The 15488-nt window shown below is 70.4% G+C and carries 16 protein-coding genes; 3 read left to right on the forward strand and 13 right to left on the reverse strand.

What is annotated here, in order from left to right:
- Window positions 1-36 precede the first annotated feature (36 nt).
- Window positions 37-459 (reverse strand): GlcG/HbpS family heme-binding protein, encoded by a 423-nt coding sequence (locus P2Q00_RS02645; RefSeq protein WP_275769002.1) that lies wholly within the window; start codon window positions 457-459, stop codon window positions 37-39.
- Window positions 456-2117, reverse strand: coding sequence for a GMC family oxidoreductase (locus P2Q00_RS02650; protein WP_275769003.1), 1662 nt, complete (start codon window positions 2115-2117; stop codon window positions 456-458). Before P2Q00_RS02650 ends, P2Q00_RS02645 begins: the two co-directional genes overlap by 4 nt.
- A 466-nt stretch (window positions 2118-2583) precedes the next feature.
- Here P2Q00_RS02650 and P2Q00_RS02655 point away from each other — a divergent pair, with 466 nt between their 5' ends.
- The 3 genes from P2Q00_RS02655 to P2Q00_RS02665 are packed head-to-tail and all read left to right on the forward strand — an operon-like array spanning window position 2584 to window position 5295.
- Window positions 2584-3882: an aromatic ring-hydroxylating dioxygenase subunit alpha gene (locus tag P2Q00_RS02655; RefSeq protein ID WP_275769005.1), complete on the forward strand. Its 1299-nt coding sequence runs from the start codon at window positions 2584-2586 to the stop codon at window positions 3880-3882.
- A 7-nt stretch (window positions 3883-3889) separates the two neighbouring features.
- Window positions 3890-4855, forward strand: a complete 966-nt coding sequence (locus P2Q00_RS02660; RefSeq protein WP_275769007.1) for a PDR/VanB family oxidoreductase — start codon at window positions 3890-3892, stop codon at window positions 4853-4855.
- Window positions 4852-5295: a YybH family protein gene (locus P2Q00_RS02665; RefSeq protein WP_275769008.1), complete on the forward strand. Its 444-nt coding sequence runs from the start codon at window positions 4852-4854 to the stop codon at window positions 5293-5295. Before P2Q00_RS02660 ends, P2Q00_RS02665 begins: the two co-directional genes overlap by 4 nt.
- 52 nt (window positions 5296-5347) lie before the next feature.
- Here P2Q00_RS02665 and P2Q00_RS02670 read toward each other — a convergent pair whose 3' ends face one another.
- From P2Q00_RS02670 to P2Q00_RS02720, 11 genes are all read right to left on the reverse strand, one after another.
- A complete protein-coding gene (locus P2Q00_RS02670; RefSeq protein ID WP_275769009.1) occupies window positions 5348-6112 on the reverse strand; it encodes a TetR/AcrR family transcriptional regulator in 765 nt (254 codons plus the stop codon).
- A complete protein-coding gene (locus tag P2Q00_RS50905) occupies window positions 6072-6812 on the reverse strand; it encodes a DUF4365 domain-containing protein (RefSeq protein ID WP_369293664.1) in 741 nt (246 codons plus the stop codon). The genes P2Q00_RS02670 and P2Q00_RS50905 overlap by 41 nt, the downstream gene beginning before the upstream one ends.
- Before the next feature lie 92 nt (window positions 6813-6904).
- Window positions 6905-7216, reverse strand: a complete 312-nt coding sequence (locus P2Q00_RS02680; protein WP_275769012.1) for a hypothetical protein — start codon at window positions 7214-7216, stop codon at window positions 6905-6907.
- 150 nt (window positions 7217-7366) lie between these two features.
- On the reverse strand, window positions 7367-8233 hold the full coding sequence (locus P2Q00_RS02685; protein WP_275769014.1) for a hypothetical protein: 867 nt from the start codon (window positions 8231-8233) through the stop codon (window positions 7367-7369).
- Window positions 8230-8946, reverse strand: a complete 717-nt coding sequence (locus P2Q00_RS02690; RefSeq protein WP_275769016.1) for a ParA family protein — start codon at window positions 8944-8946, stop codon at window positions 8230-8232. The genes P2Q00_RS02685 and P2Q00_RS02690 overlap by 4 nt, the downstream gene beginning before the upstream one ends.
- A gap of 165 nt (window positions 8947-9111) precedes the next feature.
- Complete coding sequence (locus P2Q00_RS02695) at window positions 9112-9684, reverse strand: helix-turn-helix domain-containing protein (protein WP_275769017.1); 573 nt, start codon at window positions 9682-9684, stop codon at window positions 9112-9114.
- On the reverse strand, window positions 9681-11189 hold the full coding sequence (locus P2Q00_RS02700; RefSeq protein ID WP_275769018.1) for a winged helix DNA-binding protein: 1509 nt from the start codon (window positions 11187-11189) through the stop codon (window positions 9681-9683). The genes P2Q00_RS02695 and P2Q00_RS02700 overlap by 4 nt, the downstream gene beginning before the upstream one ends.
- Window positions 11190-11896: 707 nt before the next feature.
- Window positions 11897-12691, reverse strand: coding sequence for an ABC transporter ATP-binding protein (locus tag P2Q00_RS02705; protein WP_275769019.1), 795 nt, complete (start codon window positions 12689-12691; stop codon window positions 11897-11899).
- A complete protein-coding gene (locus tag P2Q00_RS02710; RefSeq protein WP_275769020.1) occupies window positions 12688-13689 on the reverse strand; it encodes an ABC transporter ATP-binding protein in 1002 nt (333 codons plus the stop codon). The genes P2Q00_RS02705 and P2Q00_RS02710 overlap by 4 nt, the downstream gene beginning before the upstream one ends.
- Window positions 13686-14546, reverse strand: a complete 861-nt coding sequence (locus tag P2Q00_RS02715; RefSeq protein ID WP_275769021.1) for an ABC transporter permease — start codon at window positions 14544-14546, stop codon at window positions 13686-13688. Before P2Q00_RS02715 ends, P2Q00_RS02710 begins: the two co-directional genes overlap by 4 nt.
- On the reverse strand, window positions 14543-15487 hold the full coding sequence (locus P2Q00_RS02720; RefSeq protein WP_275769022.1) for an ABC transporter permease: 945 nt from the start codon (window positions 15485-15487) through the stop codon (window positions 14543-14545). Before P2Q00_RS02720 ends, P2Q00_RS02715 begins: the two co-directional genes overlap by 4 nt.
- Between the last annotated feature and the right edge of the window lies 1 nt (window position 15488).

Genomic DNA, 15488 nt, shown 5'->3' on the forward strand with positions numbered 1-15488 from the left:
GTCGTTCTCCTTTGGTGTCACGGATGGCAGAGCCGCTCACGCGGTCAGGTCCTTCAGGCCTTCCAGGGCGCGGGAGGCGAGTCGTTCGTCGGTCTCGGCGTCGGCTCCGCCGACGCCGACGGCACCGATGACCTCGCCGTCGTCCACGGTGATGGGCACTCCGCCCGGTACGGCGAGGAGGCCGGCGTCGACGTGGTGCACGGGCGCGACCGCCATCGCGGGTGACGCGGCGAAAGCGGCGAACTTCGAGGTCGCAACGCCGGTGACGGCGGCGGTGTAGGCCTTGCGGCGCGCGGTCTCGATCCCGATGGGGCCGACTCCGTCGTCGCTGAGCAGCACCTTGGTGATGCCGCTGCGGTTGACGACCGCCACGCAGATCCGCGCCCCCTCGGCCCGGGCCGCGTCCAGCGCGGCCTCGGCCGCCTTGTGCGCGATGGCGTACGACAGCGGTTCCCTCATCCCGCGGTCCTCTCATGGAGCGGGGCACTGGAGGCTGCCGGGATCCCGCGGATCAGGTCCGAGGCCTTCTCCGCCACGGCGATGACGGTGGCGTTGATGTTCGCGCCGGGCACGGTCGGCAGCACCGACGCGTCGACGACACGCAGTCCGTCGATGCCGCGCACCCGCAGCTCGGGGTCGACGACCGCGGTCTCCGAGGTTCCGATGGCGCACGTGCCGCAGGCGTGGTTGGCGGAGTAACCGGTCTCGCGCAGATAGCGCTCGAAGTCGGCGTCGGTGCGCACGTCGGAGCCCGGTGCGAGCTCCGCCCGGATCATCGGGGAGACCTCCGGGCTGCGCAGGAGGGCCAGCGTGGTGCGCACGGTCTCCCGCAGCGCGGCGACGTCCTCCGGCTCGGTGAGCAGGTTGAACGTGATCCGCGGCGGGGCGGCCGGGTCGGCGGAGCCCAGCCTGACCTCGCCGCGGCTGCGGGGGGTCGCGACGGCGTTGAGGGCCACGCAGTGCCGGTCCTTCAGCGGCCGGATGCCGGGGAACCACGGCCGGGCGTCGAAACCGCCGGCCAGGATGCCGAGGAACCCGTCGGGACGGTCCAGGTCGGGGCGGGTGCGAATGTACGCGGAGAGGAACTCGGGCATCCCGGCCAGCGGACCGTTGCCCGTGAGCAGCCAGCGGAGCGCGCCCACCGCCGCGCGGTCGACGCGCAGGTGCTCGTGGAAGGTCACCGGATCCCTGACGTCGAACAGCACGGGAGCCGCCGGGTGGTCCTGGAGGTTGGCGCCGACGCCGGCCAGGTCCGCCACCGGTTCGATGCCGTGCTCGCGCAGATGATCCGCCGGTCCGATGCCCGAACGCATCAGCAGCTGCGGCGAGTTGTAGACACCCGCGCAGACCACGACCTCGCGGGCGGCCCGGATCACCCGGCTCTGTCCGCCCTTCACGACACGGACGCCCGTCACGCGTCCCCGGTCGAGCACGAGCGTGTCCACCAGCACCCCGGTGAGCAGGGCGAGGCCGGGGCGTCGGCGCAGCGCGGGGCGCAGGTACGCGGCGGCGGTGCTGTGCCGTCGCCCACGGTGGATGGCGTTCTCGACCTGGCCTGCTCCGGTGGGGTCCCCACTCTGGGTGTCGTCGGGGAACTCGATGCCCAGCGATCGGGCGGCGCGGTCCAGACGGCGGCCGAAGGCACCTCGCCGGACCGTGGTCGACACGGTGACGGGTCCATACCCGCCGTGGTGCTCGGTGTCCCCGCGCCAACTGCTCTCCGAGCGGCGGAAGTACGGCAGCAGGTCATCCCACCCCCAGCCCCTCGCGCCGGACTTGACCCAGTCGTCGTAGTCGAGGCGGTGCGCGCGGACATGGGTCGAGCCGTTGATCGATCCGGTGCCGCCGACCAGCCGGCCACGCGGGACCGGGATACGCCTGCCGTTCAGACCCGGCTCGGGCTCCGACTCGTAACCCCAGCCGATGCCCTTGCGTCCCGACAGCAGCCCGACCCCGAGGGGGAGCTGAACGAGCAGACCGCGGTCCGCGGGCGGGCCGGCCTCGATCAGCAGCACCCGTGTCCCGGTGTCCGCGGACAGGCGCGCGGCGAGGACGCAGCCGGCCGTACCCGCGCCGACGACGACGTAGTCGTACTCGGCGCCGTGTCCGGCGCTCATACGGAGGGTCCTGCGCTGGGTCCGGACATCTCGTCTCCTTCGGCTCTGGAGCGAACGCGCGCTGGAGGAGCTGCGGAAAATCGCGGGGAGGCGGTCGCCGGCTCGGCACGTTCTCAGGTGTTGTCGCGAGGTGCGGCCAAGTCCGCGAGCGGGGCGCCACCTCGGTGCCGGGTCACCGTAACAAGAGCGTCCGGCGATTCGACAGGGGTCTGCAAGTAATTCATCAAACCAGGTCGGAGCCATTGACAGTTTTTCATCAGAGCCGTACAACGGCATGAACGCCTCAGGGGCGCACACCGCTCGCCGTGCCTGTCCGTCCCTGTCCGAGCGTGCCGGAGAGCCGCCGCACGCTCGCGCCGTAACGCCTCGCGACAGCGCGAAGCAGCCTAGACCGCGGGCTGTCCGACCCCTCGAACGGCCCTCGTACACGCGTCCCCACTGCCTCAACGCCGAGGAGATGGTCCACATGACCGACATGACCGTGCCCGACACGGGAACCGGCTACGGCCGTAAGCCCTCCTCCCACGACGCCCGCCTGACCGAGGTCGGCCCCGGCACCCCGATGGGCGAGGCGCTGCGCCGCCACTGGCAGCCGATCGCCAGCTCCACCGCCCTGACCAGCGACGTTCCGCACCGAGTGCGCCTGCTGGGCGAGAACCTGATCGTCTTCCGGGACGGCCAGGGCCGCCCCGGCGTCGTCTTCGAGCGGTGCGCGCACCGCGGCAGCAGCCTCTTCTACGGCCGTGTCGAGGAGGACGGCATCCGCTGCTGCTACCACGGCTGGAAGTTCGACGTGCAGGGCCACTGCCTGGACCAGGCCTGCGAACTCGACGGCGGCAAGCGCCGCAATCTCGCACGTCAGCCGTGGTATCCGGTGGAGGAGGCCTACGGCCTGGTCTTCGTCTACATGGGCCCGCCCGAGATCAAGCCCCCGCTGCCGCGCTACGACAGCCTCGAACCCCTGGGCGAGGGCGAGAGCTATCACACCAGCTGGATGGTGCCCGGCGCCGAGGTCATCGGCCTGGAGCAGGACTACAACTGGCTCCAGCTGTTCGAGAACGCCGTCGACCCCGTGCACGCCGCGTGGCTGCACTCCAACCACAGCGGGTTCCAGTTCCAGGGCACCGGCACGACCGGCTTCCCCGAGCACTACTACGACCACCGCACCGCCGCCGAGCGCACCACCTACCACCGCACCGACAACGGCGTGAAGTACGTCTGGCGCTACCAGGACACCAAGGGCGACGGTGGCGCACCCGTCGACCTGGAGTGGTCGGTGGAGTGCATGCTGCCCAACATCATCGCCCTGCCCGACTTCATCCGCTCGACCCCCGACGTCCGCAACGACATGCTGATCTGGGTCGTCCCAGCCGACGACACCCACCACCGGCTGGTCTTCTCCATCCGTTCCGCCGACCCCGAGCGGGCCACGTCCTTCATGTTCGGCATCAAGCAGAACGGCAAGGACGGCTGGCAGCTGAGCGACGAAGAGAAACAGCGCTTTCCCGGCGACTACGAGGCCCAGCGGTCACAGGGCCCCATCACCCAGCACTCCGAAGAGACCCTGGCGCCGTCCGACAAGGGCGTCGTCATGCTCCGGCGCATGCTGCGCACGATGCTGGACGACGTCGAGGCCGGACGCACCCCGCTCGGCGTCGCCACCCCCGGCGAGCCGGTCCGTCATGTGGAGGCCGGTCTCGTCACCCGACCGGAGGCGCCCACGGGGACGGACCGGGCGGCAGCGCCCACGGCGGCAGGGGCGTGACCGAAACGTGAGCACCACCTGGACGGACGCGGTCGTCGTGGCCCGGTACGACGCCACGCCGAGAATCGCGGTCTTCGACCTCGCACGGGCCGACGGCGACGAACTGTGGGAGTACGAGCCGGGCGCCCACATCGACGTACAGGTCGGTACGGCGGGACTGATCCGGCAGTACTCCCTGTGCGGACCACCGGGCATCCGCAAGCAGTACCGGCTCGCGGTCCTCGACGAGCCCGCCTCGCGCGGCGGTTCACGCGCCATGCACGCCCTCGCCGAGGGCGACACGCTGCGCATCGCCGCACCGCGCAACCGCTTCGGCCTGACGTCCGCGCGCCGGCACGTGCTTCTCGCGGGCGGCATCGGCATCACCCCGCTGCTGTCGATGGCCCAGAGCCTCGACGCCACCGGGGGCGACTACCACCTGCACTACTGCGCCCGCAGCCGGAGCGAGGCCGCGTTCCTCGCCGACCTGGAGAACCATCCGCGGGTCACACTCCACTTCGACGACGAGCCCCCGGAGCAACGCCTGGATCTGGGAAGCGACTTGGGGGACCCCGCCCCTGGGACCGCGGTCTACGTCTGCGGCCCCGGCGGGTTCATGGACTACGCGCTGGGGCGGGCGGCCGAGCTCGGATGGCCCGTGTCCGCCCTGCACAAGGAGCGCTTCAGCGCCTTGCCCCCAGTCGCGGCCGAGCCCGGCGAGGGAGGGGAGGGCGGATTCACCGTGCGCCTGTCCTCCACGGGAGCGGAGTACCTCGTTCCCGAGGACCAGAGCGTCCTGGACGTCCTGCTGGCGAACGGGGTCGAGGCGCCCAACTCGTGTGGACAGGGCATCTGCGGCGAATGCATCGTGCGGGTGCGCGCCGGTGAGCCCGACCACCGGGACGACGTCCTGACCGACGAGGAGCGCGGGGCGGGTCTGTTCACCCCATGTTCGTCCCGGTCGAAGTCCCCGATCCTGGAGCTGGAGCTGTGACCACCTCATCGACCGTGGCGAAAGACCTCGCCGCCGCTGCCCCCGTCCCCGCCTCCGCTCCCGCAACGGTCGAGGAGGCCGAGGCCGCCTGGCTCGCCGCACAGACCCTCCCGGACCCGGAACCGGTGCTCCGCGACCTGATGCATCCCGACTGCGTGATCGTGCACTCGGCGGTGGGCCACATCCACGGCGTCGACGACTGGTTGCGGTACGCGGCACGCCTGGGGCGTACCAGTCAGGTGGACACCCATGACGTGACCGTCCAGAGCTTCGGCACCACGGCCGTGGTCAGCTGTCTCCAGGAGATGCGGGTCGCCTTCGTGCCCGAGCTGACCCCGTTCGTCATCCAGGCCGCCGTCACCCGGGTCTGGGTGCGCTCCCCGTCGGGCGGCTGGCAGCTGGCGCACCTCCAGATGGCCCGGCGGCTGCCGCCCGGCTGAGCGGCGCACGGACTCCCGGAACCCAGGGATCCGGTCGGGGATCCGGTGGTCGTCAGTCCTGGGGCTCGCCGTCCACCGGCGAGCCCTCGTCCTGTGCCGCCTGTGTCGCTGTTGTCGCTTCGGCGAGCGCGGAGACGATCCGGCCCACCTGCTCCGCGTAGTGGTCGATGAACTCCGGTGATTCTGGGTCCTGTTGGCCGAGTTCACGGGCGATCCACGGGATGGCCACCGGAGCGATCGAGGCGGCGAAGAAGACGAGGGCCACGGCCCCCACGTCGAGGTCGCTCCGGAATTCACCGCGCGCCTGCCGGGCGCGGAGTTCCTCGACGTGCTTGAACAGCTCGGCGGCCCGCTCGTCCTCTGCGGGCGGGCGCGTGCCGGGCTCTTCGCGCGTCAGCGTGTGCACCCACGCGGGGTCCTCATGCGCCCAGTGGACGTAGCGCCGCGCGGCATCCGCGAAGGTACGGGCCTGGCTGACGCGCATGGACTCCTCGAGCCACTGATCGCTCAGCGCCTCGTACAGCCCGCGTTTGCCCCCGAAGTAGTAGGTGATCAGCTGATGGCTGACGCCGGCCGACTCCGCGATCCGCACGACCCGGGCCCCGTCGAAACCGTGGGCGGCGAACTCCGCGCCGGCGGCGGCCAGAATGGCCCGCCGGGTGCCCACCGGGTCGCGCTGACGACCGGGATCATCAGGGTGCCTCCGGCGCTGCTGCCTGCCGGACGCCGCTCCCGACTTTCCTGGTGTCGCCTCTTCCCCTGTCACATGGACGACCTTACCGGCGGCCTTGTTGGACAGGCCAACTACTTGCGGCATCCTTTGTGCTCACCGCCGCGGCAACGGTAGTGGGTCGGCGAGGCAGCAGTGGCTGGACAGCCGCCCACAGCTCGTCGTCGACTTCCGCCGAGCCACCTGGCACCCCCGGATGACCCCGCCCCGGAGTGATCCAACCGGCCTCGCCGGCGCCACCGAAAGCCACCGGACGATGTCGAACCGCATCCGGCTCCACACGCCGTCGATGACACGGTCCTCGGGCGTCCGCGTGCCGGCGGGAGATGAGCACGACCGGACGGCCCAGCCGCAGCCAGTAGGCGATGTGGTCGGCCTTGCACGTGAACTTGAATTCGGTCGCGGTCTCGCCCCGAAACCCGACTTCTGTGCCCTTCACCTGGGCCAGGACGGCGACACCGGTGACTTCCCGATCGGCGTCCACGAACTCGATCTGACCATCGATGGCGAAGTCACGTTTCGTGTCGTTCCACACATGGCCGGCGTCGGAGACGGCCTTGTCGACGAATGCCTCGCCCCGGAACCCAGCCCGCTGCTGGACGCTGCGCTGCGGCATCCGATCAGTGCTTCGAGAAGGACACCGGAGTGCCCGCCGTAGCCCGGCCGGATCTGGGAGGCCGAGGCCACGCGTTGTTGTCCCACCCCATGGAGTGATCCTCCGTCCTTCACACCTGGTCCAGGTCAACTCAGGATAGGAGGGACCACCGACAACGACCCATGCACGCATGCGGGAGGAGACTCGGAGGCTGGGCACCTGGACAATTCGAGGGCTTCACTGACCTCGCCCACAGCGCAAGGCCTCGCGGGCCGGGGGTGTGATCACTGTTGTTCGGCCTTGGGCGGGGTGAGGTCGGGAGGGTAGCCCTTGGCGCGAAGAAATGCGTCGAGAGCTATGGCGACGATGTCACCGTGCTGGACGCCGTGGTCCGCGTGGTACCGGCGGATGCGCCGCTGGAGTTGGAGGGCGTCGGGGACGGCGTAGTTGATCTGCCCACGACTGGTATGACGGCCACTGATGACCTCCAGAGTGTCCGGATGAGGCGCCAACGGGTCGTCGGTCGGGTCGGATTGCGCGTCGAGAGCGTCAGCCAGTTCCCGCAGCTGACGGGCGTGGTGCGAGAGATCGGCCATGGGCTGCTCCAGTCCGGCCCACTAGTCGACTAGCTAGCCGCCTAGCCGCCTAGCCGCCTAGCCGCCTAGTCGACTAGTGGAATAGTCGGTGGGACGGGTGTCCGCGAACGGGAGAAGCGTTCGCGGACACCCCGGGAGATGTACGCCGCGTCAGAAGCCGCGTGCGGTGAGCCATTCGTCCAGGGCGACCGAGACGATGTCGCCGATGGGCAGGTGGTCGAGTTCGTTGTCGAGCGCGAAGCGCTTGATCCGCTTCTTGAGCTTCAGCGCGGCGGGGACCGACGAGTCGAGGCTCTCGCGCGTGATGATGCGCTGGTTGAGGATCACGGCCGTCTCGGGGATGTCCTTGGGACGACCAGGGCCGTGAGCCCACGGCGTTCCTTCGCTGGGTTCTGCATCCGGTCGCACGTACTGCTCTTGGTGAGATCCCGGACCATCGGTCCTCACCGGGAACGCGGCACCGCCCGCGACCGGTGAAGCTGCCGGACGAACTGCCACCTCGGCGGCCGGAGCCGCGCCAGCAGCCGCGGACGTGACGGGAGACGGGCCATGCTGCGCAGCGGGTTCGCTCGGCTGCGCCGGCCGCACCGCAGGAGCTGCAGGTTCGTGGGCCGGGACTACAGGCGTCACCTGCTGCTCCACCGGCTCCCCACCGGGCCCCGCCTCGGGGGCGACGACCTTCGCGCCAACCGGCGAACTGGCGGCCGGCTCCGGCACGAAGCCGGCCGGCGTCTGGGCGGTCTGCTTCGCGTAGCTCTGTGTGACTTCGGGTACCGCCTCGGTTCGGCCCTGCGCCGACGCCTCGGTGGGAACGGCGGGAGGCGTGGGCTGAGCCTGCGGCTCGCTGGCAGAGGGATGGCCGTTGTCCTGGGTGGCGGCCTGTTCGGCGGCGTATTGCTCGGGGGTGAGCTCGGCGGCCGGGGGAGGGGGCGGCGGAGCCGCCTTCTTCGTCCCGCCGCCGAGGGTGCGACCGGCGCGGCGGGCCGGAGGCTTCAGCTTCTCGTTCTTTTCGGTCATGCTGCGGTCAGCTCCTTCATGAGCTCGGCGTACTCGCTCAGTTCGGTCGGGATCTCGCCGAAGGCCTCCATGTAGTGGACCCAGGAGTGGATGGTGGTGTCGGCGAGCGGGAAGGCCTCGTCGCGGTCCGGGCCGATGCCCTCGCCCTGGTCAGGGTCGAGGAGTTGGTCCTTTGCCCGACTGGGCAGGCTGGTGCGGTCGTCGGCTTTGACCATGACGACGTGGGCGGTGACGCCGTGGTCGTTGCGTGCGGCGGCGCGCTCGGCTTCGTCGAAGGTGGCCACGAGCTTGCGGCGCTCGATCTTGGTGGGGGCGACCGGCACGAGCAGCAGGTTCGCCTCGGTTACAGCCTCGTGGAAGATGCGGGCGCTGCCGCCGCCGGCGTCGACCACGATCGCGCCGAACTCGGCGCGCTTGACCCGGATGTACTCGGCGATGTCGTCGAACGGGTACCGCTCGACGACCAGGTTCTCGGGAATCTCGAAGCCGGCGGCCTGGGCGACCTTGAACCAGTCGTAGGCGGACTGGCTCGTCGCGTCGGCGTCCAGCAGCAACGTGGGCAGGCCCAGGACGACGGCGTAGTAGAGGGCGATGAACCAGGCCGAGGTGGTCTTGCCGGTGCCGCCCTTGAGCATGCCGACGACGATCACGAACGCGTCCCAGACGTGTTCTGTGGCTGCGGCCAGGGTCTTGTGACGGGTGTTCTCGTTCACGTGTGCTTGATCTCCTGAAATGGGTCGGGGTGTCGTGTTGTGCGCGCGTCGGCGAGCGGGACGACGACGGGGGTGCCCGTGCTGCCCTAGCGCGGCCGGCATGGCGCACGGCCGCCTTCGTGGTCTGCCAGGCAGGGTCGGGAACACCCACGAGGACGTGGTGGCTCATGGCCGCTTCCTCGCGTCGTGGGCCGGTCCGTGGTGGTGCTGGGGCCGCATGCGGGTGCCTGCTTGGTGCAGGAGCCGGTAAACGGTGGCGACGGAGTAGCTGTGCTCCCTGGCGAGCTCGGGGACCGTGGCTCCGGCTTCGTACCGTGCGCGCAGGGACAGCGCGACCTTGTACCGTTCGGCGGCCCGGGCTGCCGCGCGCACCCTCAGGGTCTGCTGGGTGGTGCGTACAGTGCCGCCGGCCTCGATCAGCAGGCGCCGGGCACTCCGCCTCGTCTCTCCCGCCGCTGCGGCGAGTTCGGTAAGAGTTGCGCCGTGCTGCTCGTACAGGGTGCGCAGACGGGCCGCGAGTCGCTGGCGGGCATGGGGGTTCTGCCGCATCCGGCGGGTCTGCCAGGAGCTGCGCATGACGGTCCCTGCGTCGTGCAGCCGATTGAGGACGGTGCCGTAGGACAGGCCGCTGGCGGTGACGAGTTCGTCGACCGTGGCACCGGCCTCGTACTGCTGGCGCAGGGCTTGGGGTGTCACCGCCTCGCTCGCGTCAGGGGTGACCGGGGGTTCTGGGTTCATGCGACGGACTCCCATTCGCTGAGGGCTTCGGCATGGGCGGCGGCCAGCTCGTCGTAACTGCGCTGGTCGGATGGGGTGATGAGGATCAGCCGGCCGTCTGTGGCGACCCGCCAGTCGGCGGCCGGGCGTCCTGTGGCCGGGTCGAGGACGCGCCCGTCGGGGGCGTGCCACGTGGGCGGGATCTCGTCGGGGCGCGGCACGGGTACCAGGACCTGACGGCCGTCGCGGACGATCACTACAGCCCTGCTGCGGTGCTCCGCAAACCGGTCCAGTGCCTCCTGGTAGGCCGCCCGCTCCGCCGTGTGAAGGGCCTTGCGCCGGGCCGCGATGCCCCAGGTGCCGTGTTGCTTGGCGACCTTGGTCCAGCCCTGTGCCGGCGCTGCGGTGTGGTCGTTGTCGGCGTCCGGGAGGCGGATGCCGAAGCCCTCGAGGGCACGTGGCGCGAGGGTCCAGGTCTCACCGGTGTGCTGGATGAGGCCGTGGTCGGCGAGGCGTTTCAGGGTCCGGTAGGTGGTGGCGCGGGAGACCGAGGTAGTGCCGACGAGCTCAATGACCGTCTGGTTCGGGTGCACGTGCAGGGCGCTGATGATCACGAGGGCGGCGCTGCCGAGGGCGTGGTGGGCGAAGGCGTCGTGGCCCATGAGTCGGCTGAGTACGGTGGAGTCGATGTCGGCCGTCGTGGCCGTCTCAGAGGTGGTCCACTCCCCAAGTGCCGGGTCGGGGGGGAACTGAGTGGACCGGAAACGAGACAACAGAGCCGGGCCACCGTGACCCGCGATGTTGCCGTTGCCCAGGTACCAGGTCGAACCCTCCCGGCCATGACCCACCCGCAGACGCCGCAACCAGCCTCCCGGCTTCAGGATCGTCTCGTAGACGACCCGCAGCGTCGTGCGGGAGACTCCGGCTTCCTCTGCGGTCTGCCGCTCACTGGCGTGGTGCAGGGGGCCGCCCGCGGTCTCGGCGAAGTTCAGGTGCGCCCGCAGCACCCGCAGCGCGGTCCGTCCTCGCTCCCCGCGCCAGGGCGTGGTCTCGATGCGGTCCCGCAGCGCGGCGAGAACCTCGTACGCGTCGTGCCGGGAGCTCAGCGCGATGGTGGTGCTGATCGTCTTGGAAGCGCTGTTCCAGACCCGGCGGATGTAGTCCAGGGCGCGTGTCTGCCCGGAGCGCAGCGCGATGCTGCGGGTGTGCCGTCCGCCTTCGTGCTCGGGGTGCAGCAGGAGTTGGGTGAGCTGGTCGATGCTGCCGCCGGCGCGGGCGACGTGGCAGGCGATGGCCGCGGTGATCCGGTGTCCGTGCTCGGCCGCGCCCTGGCGGTCCCCGCGGGGGATCACGGTCCGGCCGTCGGAGGAGAGTCGGCTGTAACTTCCGGTGGCGTAGCGGCCGGTGAGGTCTCCGAGCAGAATGAGATCGGTTGCGGCCGACGGAAGTTGGGCGTAGCCCAGAACAACGCCGTTGAATTGGGATGCGTTTGGTCGAGAGAGGTCGTGATGGGTGTTGTGCGTCACGGTGGGGTCGTCTCGCAAAGACGTGGACGCCACCCAGGCCCGCTAAAACCACGGGTGGTGTCCGGAATCGACCTCCATCGGTGCCAGCGAAGCCTCCAGGATTGCCGTCCTGGAGGCCCTCGCAAGCCTGGCCCCGAGCGGAGGCAGGCGTCCCCATCGCAGCTCGACCGAGGTCGAATCAGAGCCCCGCCAGAGTGGTCCCACTCTTGATCCACACCGGTCAACTCAGGTCCTCCAGAGGCCTGTTGAAGAGGCTGTTGCCTCTGACTGCCTCCGAGCGACCCGGGTCGAACCGGGGTCGAATCAGAGCGGTTTCCTCTGACTGCCTCCGCTCGCCTCTGCAACCCGTCCTAGCAGGTCACAGCCTCATCGCCTCGCATAAGCGCAGGTCAGAAAGATGCGCTAGCTGTACCACTGGTTCCTGGCGAAGGCGGTGGTGTGCGGCATGGCTGCGGCTCCCGTCGTTGGGTGATGGCGACATCGTCCGGAAGCGCGTCGCGGCGCCGCAATACCTCTTCCGTCTCACGGAAGGGGATCGGCAAATGGCCTGTTCAGAGCATGCAATCCCTTGTTGGGCTGAGCCGGGATGGGCTCGGGCCGTCACGTGGCGCCGTGCCTGCATCGGTGGGCTGCGTGTCCACTTCAGTGCTGTCGACTCGCGGGGGCCGACGCCGGACGTCTGTCTCGATGCAAGATGCGCACGGGTGTCACAGGTGGCGGACTGGGCGCCAGCCCTCGCGGGGGACAGCTGCCAACAGGTCACGGGTGTAGGCGTGTTCGGGTGCGGTGAGTACCTGGTCGGTGGTGCCGCGCTCGACGACACGGCCCTGGTGCATCACGATCAGCTCATCGGTGACCTGCTGTACCACGGCGAGGTCGTGGGTGACGAAGAGGTAGCCGATGCCGAGTTCGTCGCGCAGGTCGGCGAGGAGATTGAGCACCTGCGCCTGGATGGACACGTCGAGCGCGGAGACCGCCTCGTCGAGTACAAGGACTTTCGGGCGGGACACGAGGGCACGGGCCATGGCCACCCGCTGGCGCTGCCCGCCCGAGAGGGCACTCGGTGTCGAGCGTGCCATCCGGGCGTCCAGGCCTACTTGGTCGAGGAGCTCGGCGGCACGGTCACGGCGCCGGTCGCGGTCGGGTTCGTGCAGGCGCAGGAGCTCATCAATGCCCACGCCAATGGTCTGGCGGGGATCGAGGGAGGCGTACGGGTCCTGGAAGACGAGCTGGATCCGGCGGGCGCGCCTCAGCCGCTCGGCGCGGCCGTGGCGGGTGGACCTGCCCGTGTTCAGTGATTCGCCATCGATGCTGACGGTGCCCGCCGTCGGGGTCTCCAGGCCTACGAGCATCCGGGCGACGGTGGTCTTGCCGGAGCCGGACTCGCCGACGATACCCATCGATCCGCCGGGCGGGAGGGTCAGGGACACGTCGTCGACGGCGACCCTGCCGCCGTCGAACTCCTTGCGCAGCCCGGTGGCTTCCAGAACGGGCGTGGTCATGGTGTCGTCTCCAGGAGGCTTCCGGCGGCGGTGAGTTCGGCCACCCGGTGGCAGGCGACCAGGTGGGTGCCGTGTGCTTCGAGTCGCGGCCGGACCGAACGGCAGCGCTCCTCGGCGAAGGCGCAGCGGTCGGCGAAGACGCATCCCGTCCCGGCCTCGAACGCCGACAGAGACCGGCCGGGAAGGCTGACCGGGCGAGCCCGGGTGCCGACCGCCGGACGGGAGCGCAACAAGCCTGCGGTGTAGGGGTGTTGGGCGGTGCGATGCAGACCTTCGGAAAGGGCGAGTTCCACGATGGTGCCGGCGTACATCACGGCGATGCGGTCGGTGACCGCAGCGGCCAGATCGAGGTCGTGGGTGACCAGCACCATGGCGAGGCGGTGCCGGTGGCGCTGTTCGTCGAGGATGGCCATCACCTCCTGCTGGGTGGTCACGTCGAGCGCGGTGGTCGGCTCGTCGGCGAGCAGCAGCCGGGGTTCGGCGGCCAGGGCCGCGGCGATCATCACGCGCTGGAGGAGACCGCCTGACAGCTGGTGCGGGTGCTGGCGCAGCCGCTGCTCTCCGTCGGGGATGCCGACCTCGGCGAGCTGCCGTATCGCCTGCTCGGCGGCCTGCCTGCGTGCAACGCCCCGCGAGCGGACCAGGACTTCGGTAAGGAAGTCGCCGATCGTGCGTACGGGGTTGGCGGCGGTGCGCGGATCCTGCGGGATCATCGCTACCTGGCCGGCGCGGAAAGCGCGTAGCTCGGACAGGTTCATAGCGGTCACGGAGCGTCCGTCGAAGCTGATGCCGCCTGCTGTGCGGGCCCCGGCGGGCAGCATGCGCAGCACGGCCTTGAGGCTCATGGACTTGCCCGACCCGGACTCGCCGACCAGGCCCAGGGAGTCACCGGGCCGGACGGCGTACGAGACGTCGTGCAGCACGGTCCGTCCGTCCCGCAGGTCGATGCGGAGGTCGGCGATGTCGAGCAGCGGCTGCTCTTCCGTAGGCGCGTTCATGCCCGTGCTCCTGCCGTGTCCGTGTTGCCTGTCCGTTCGCCGATGGTGTTGACGGCGAGGACGACGAAGATGATCAGCACGCCCGCGGAGAGCGACTGCCAAGGTGCACCGCCCAGCAGCGCCGACTGCCCCTGGGCGACCATCAACCCCCATTCCGCGGAGGGTGGTTGGACTCCGAGTCCCAGGTAGGAGACCGCTGCCAGGTCCACCAGCGCCGAGCCGAAGGCGATCGCGGACTGGGCGCGGATCACCGGCCACACGGCCGGGGCCAAGTGGCGCAGGCAGATGGCCCAGCCGCCGAGGCCGTGGCTGCGCAGCGCCTCGACGTAGGCGAGGTTGCGTTCGCGGACGGCGATGGTGCGAGTGACGCGCGCGATGTACGGCGTGTACGCGAGGGCGAGCGCGGTGACCGGGGCGAGGAATCCGGTGCCGATCATGGCGACAGCCAGGACGGACAGCAGCAGGCCGGGGAAGGCGAAGAAGAAGTCGAGGATCCGGCTGGTCACCGCGTCGAACCAGCCGCCCAGCCAGGCGGAGGCGATGCCGAGGGCGGTGCCCAGCACGGTGGCCGTGGCGATGATCAGCGTGGGACCGAGCAGGCTGAGTCGGGCGCCGTACAGCAGCCGGGACAGGACGTCCCGGCCGAGATCGTCGGCCCCCAGCCAATGGGTTGGGGAGGGACCGGAGTTGGCGGCCAGGATGTCGGTCGCCGTCGGATCGTACGGGGCGATCAGCGGGGCGGGTACGGCGGCGAGGGCCAGAAGGACCATGACGGCACCGAGCGCGGCCGAGAGGATGTCGACGCGGCCTCTCCAGCCGGGCTTCTCCGCAGGGAGGGTGAGAGCGGTCGCCGTCATCGGGCCTGCCCTTCGCGGGTCTTGGCCGCGGCGCGGATGCGGGGATCGAGCGCGCGGTGCAGGAGGTCGGTGGCGGTGGTGGTGAGGATGAAGGCGGCCACCATCAGCAGGCTGATCGCCAGGACGACGTTGCTGTCCTTGCCGGCGACGGACTGGACGAGGAACGAGCCGATGCCGCCGATGCCGAAGGCCTGCTCCACGACGACCGTGCCCGCGATGAGTCCGGCGACCGCGAGCCCGGACACGGTGGTGATCTCCGGTGCCGCGTTGCGCAGCACGTGCCGGCGGAAGACTCCGGCCGGGCTCAGGCCCCGGGAACGAGCGATGGCCACGTGTTCCTGGCCGAGTTGTTCCCGCAGGGACGCGCGCACGACCTGGGACAGGTAGGCAGCCCAGGACAGGGCGAGCGCGAGGGCGGGAAGGATCAGTCCGCGCAGTCCGCCGACGCCGGTCGAGATCGCGGGCAGCCAGCCCAGCCAGAGGGCGAAGACCTGGATGAGCAAGGTCGCGGCGACGAAGGAGGGCACGGCGACTCCGACCCCGGACAGGACGGTCAGGGCGGCGGAGCCGGGCCTGCTGAGTGCTCCGACGATTCCGGCGCCCAGCCCGCCGACCATGATGAGCAGCGCGGTCAGGCTGACCAGGGCCAGGGTCTGGCCGACGCGGGGTGCGAGGAGAGAGGAGACGCTCTGCTGGTACTGGAGCGAGGTCCCGAAGTCGCCGTGCAGGCAGCTCTTCAGCCAGTGGAGGTAGCGCAGCGGCAGGGGTTGGTCGAGGCCGTTGGCGTGGCGGATGACCGCGATCTGCGCCGCGGTGGCCTTGGAACCGGCCAGCCGGGAGGCCGCGTCGCCTGGCGAGGCCGCCAGCGCGAGGAAGATGACCAGGCTGGAGGCGAGCAGGGTCAGCAGAGCGCCTGTGACGGTGCGGAGTGCGGCGCGCATG

It is taken from the genome of Streptomyces coacervatus (assembly GCF_029223485.1).
In the GTDB taxonomy this organism is placed as follows: Bacteria; Actinomycetota; Actinomycetes; order Streptomycetales; family Streptomycetaceae; genus Streptomyces; species Streptomyces coacervatus.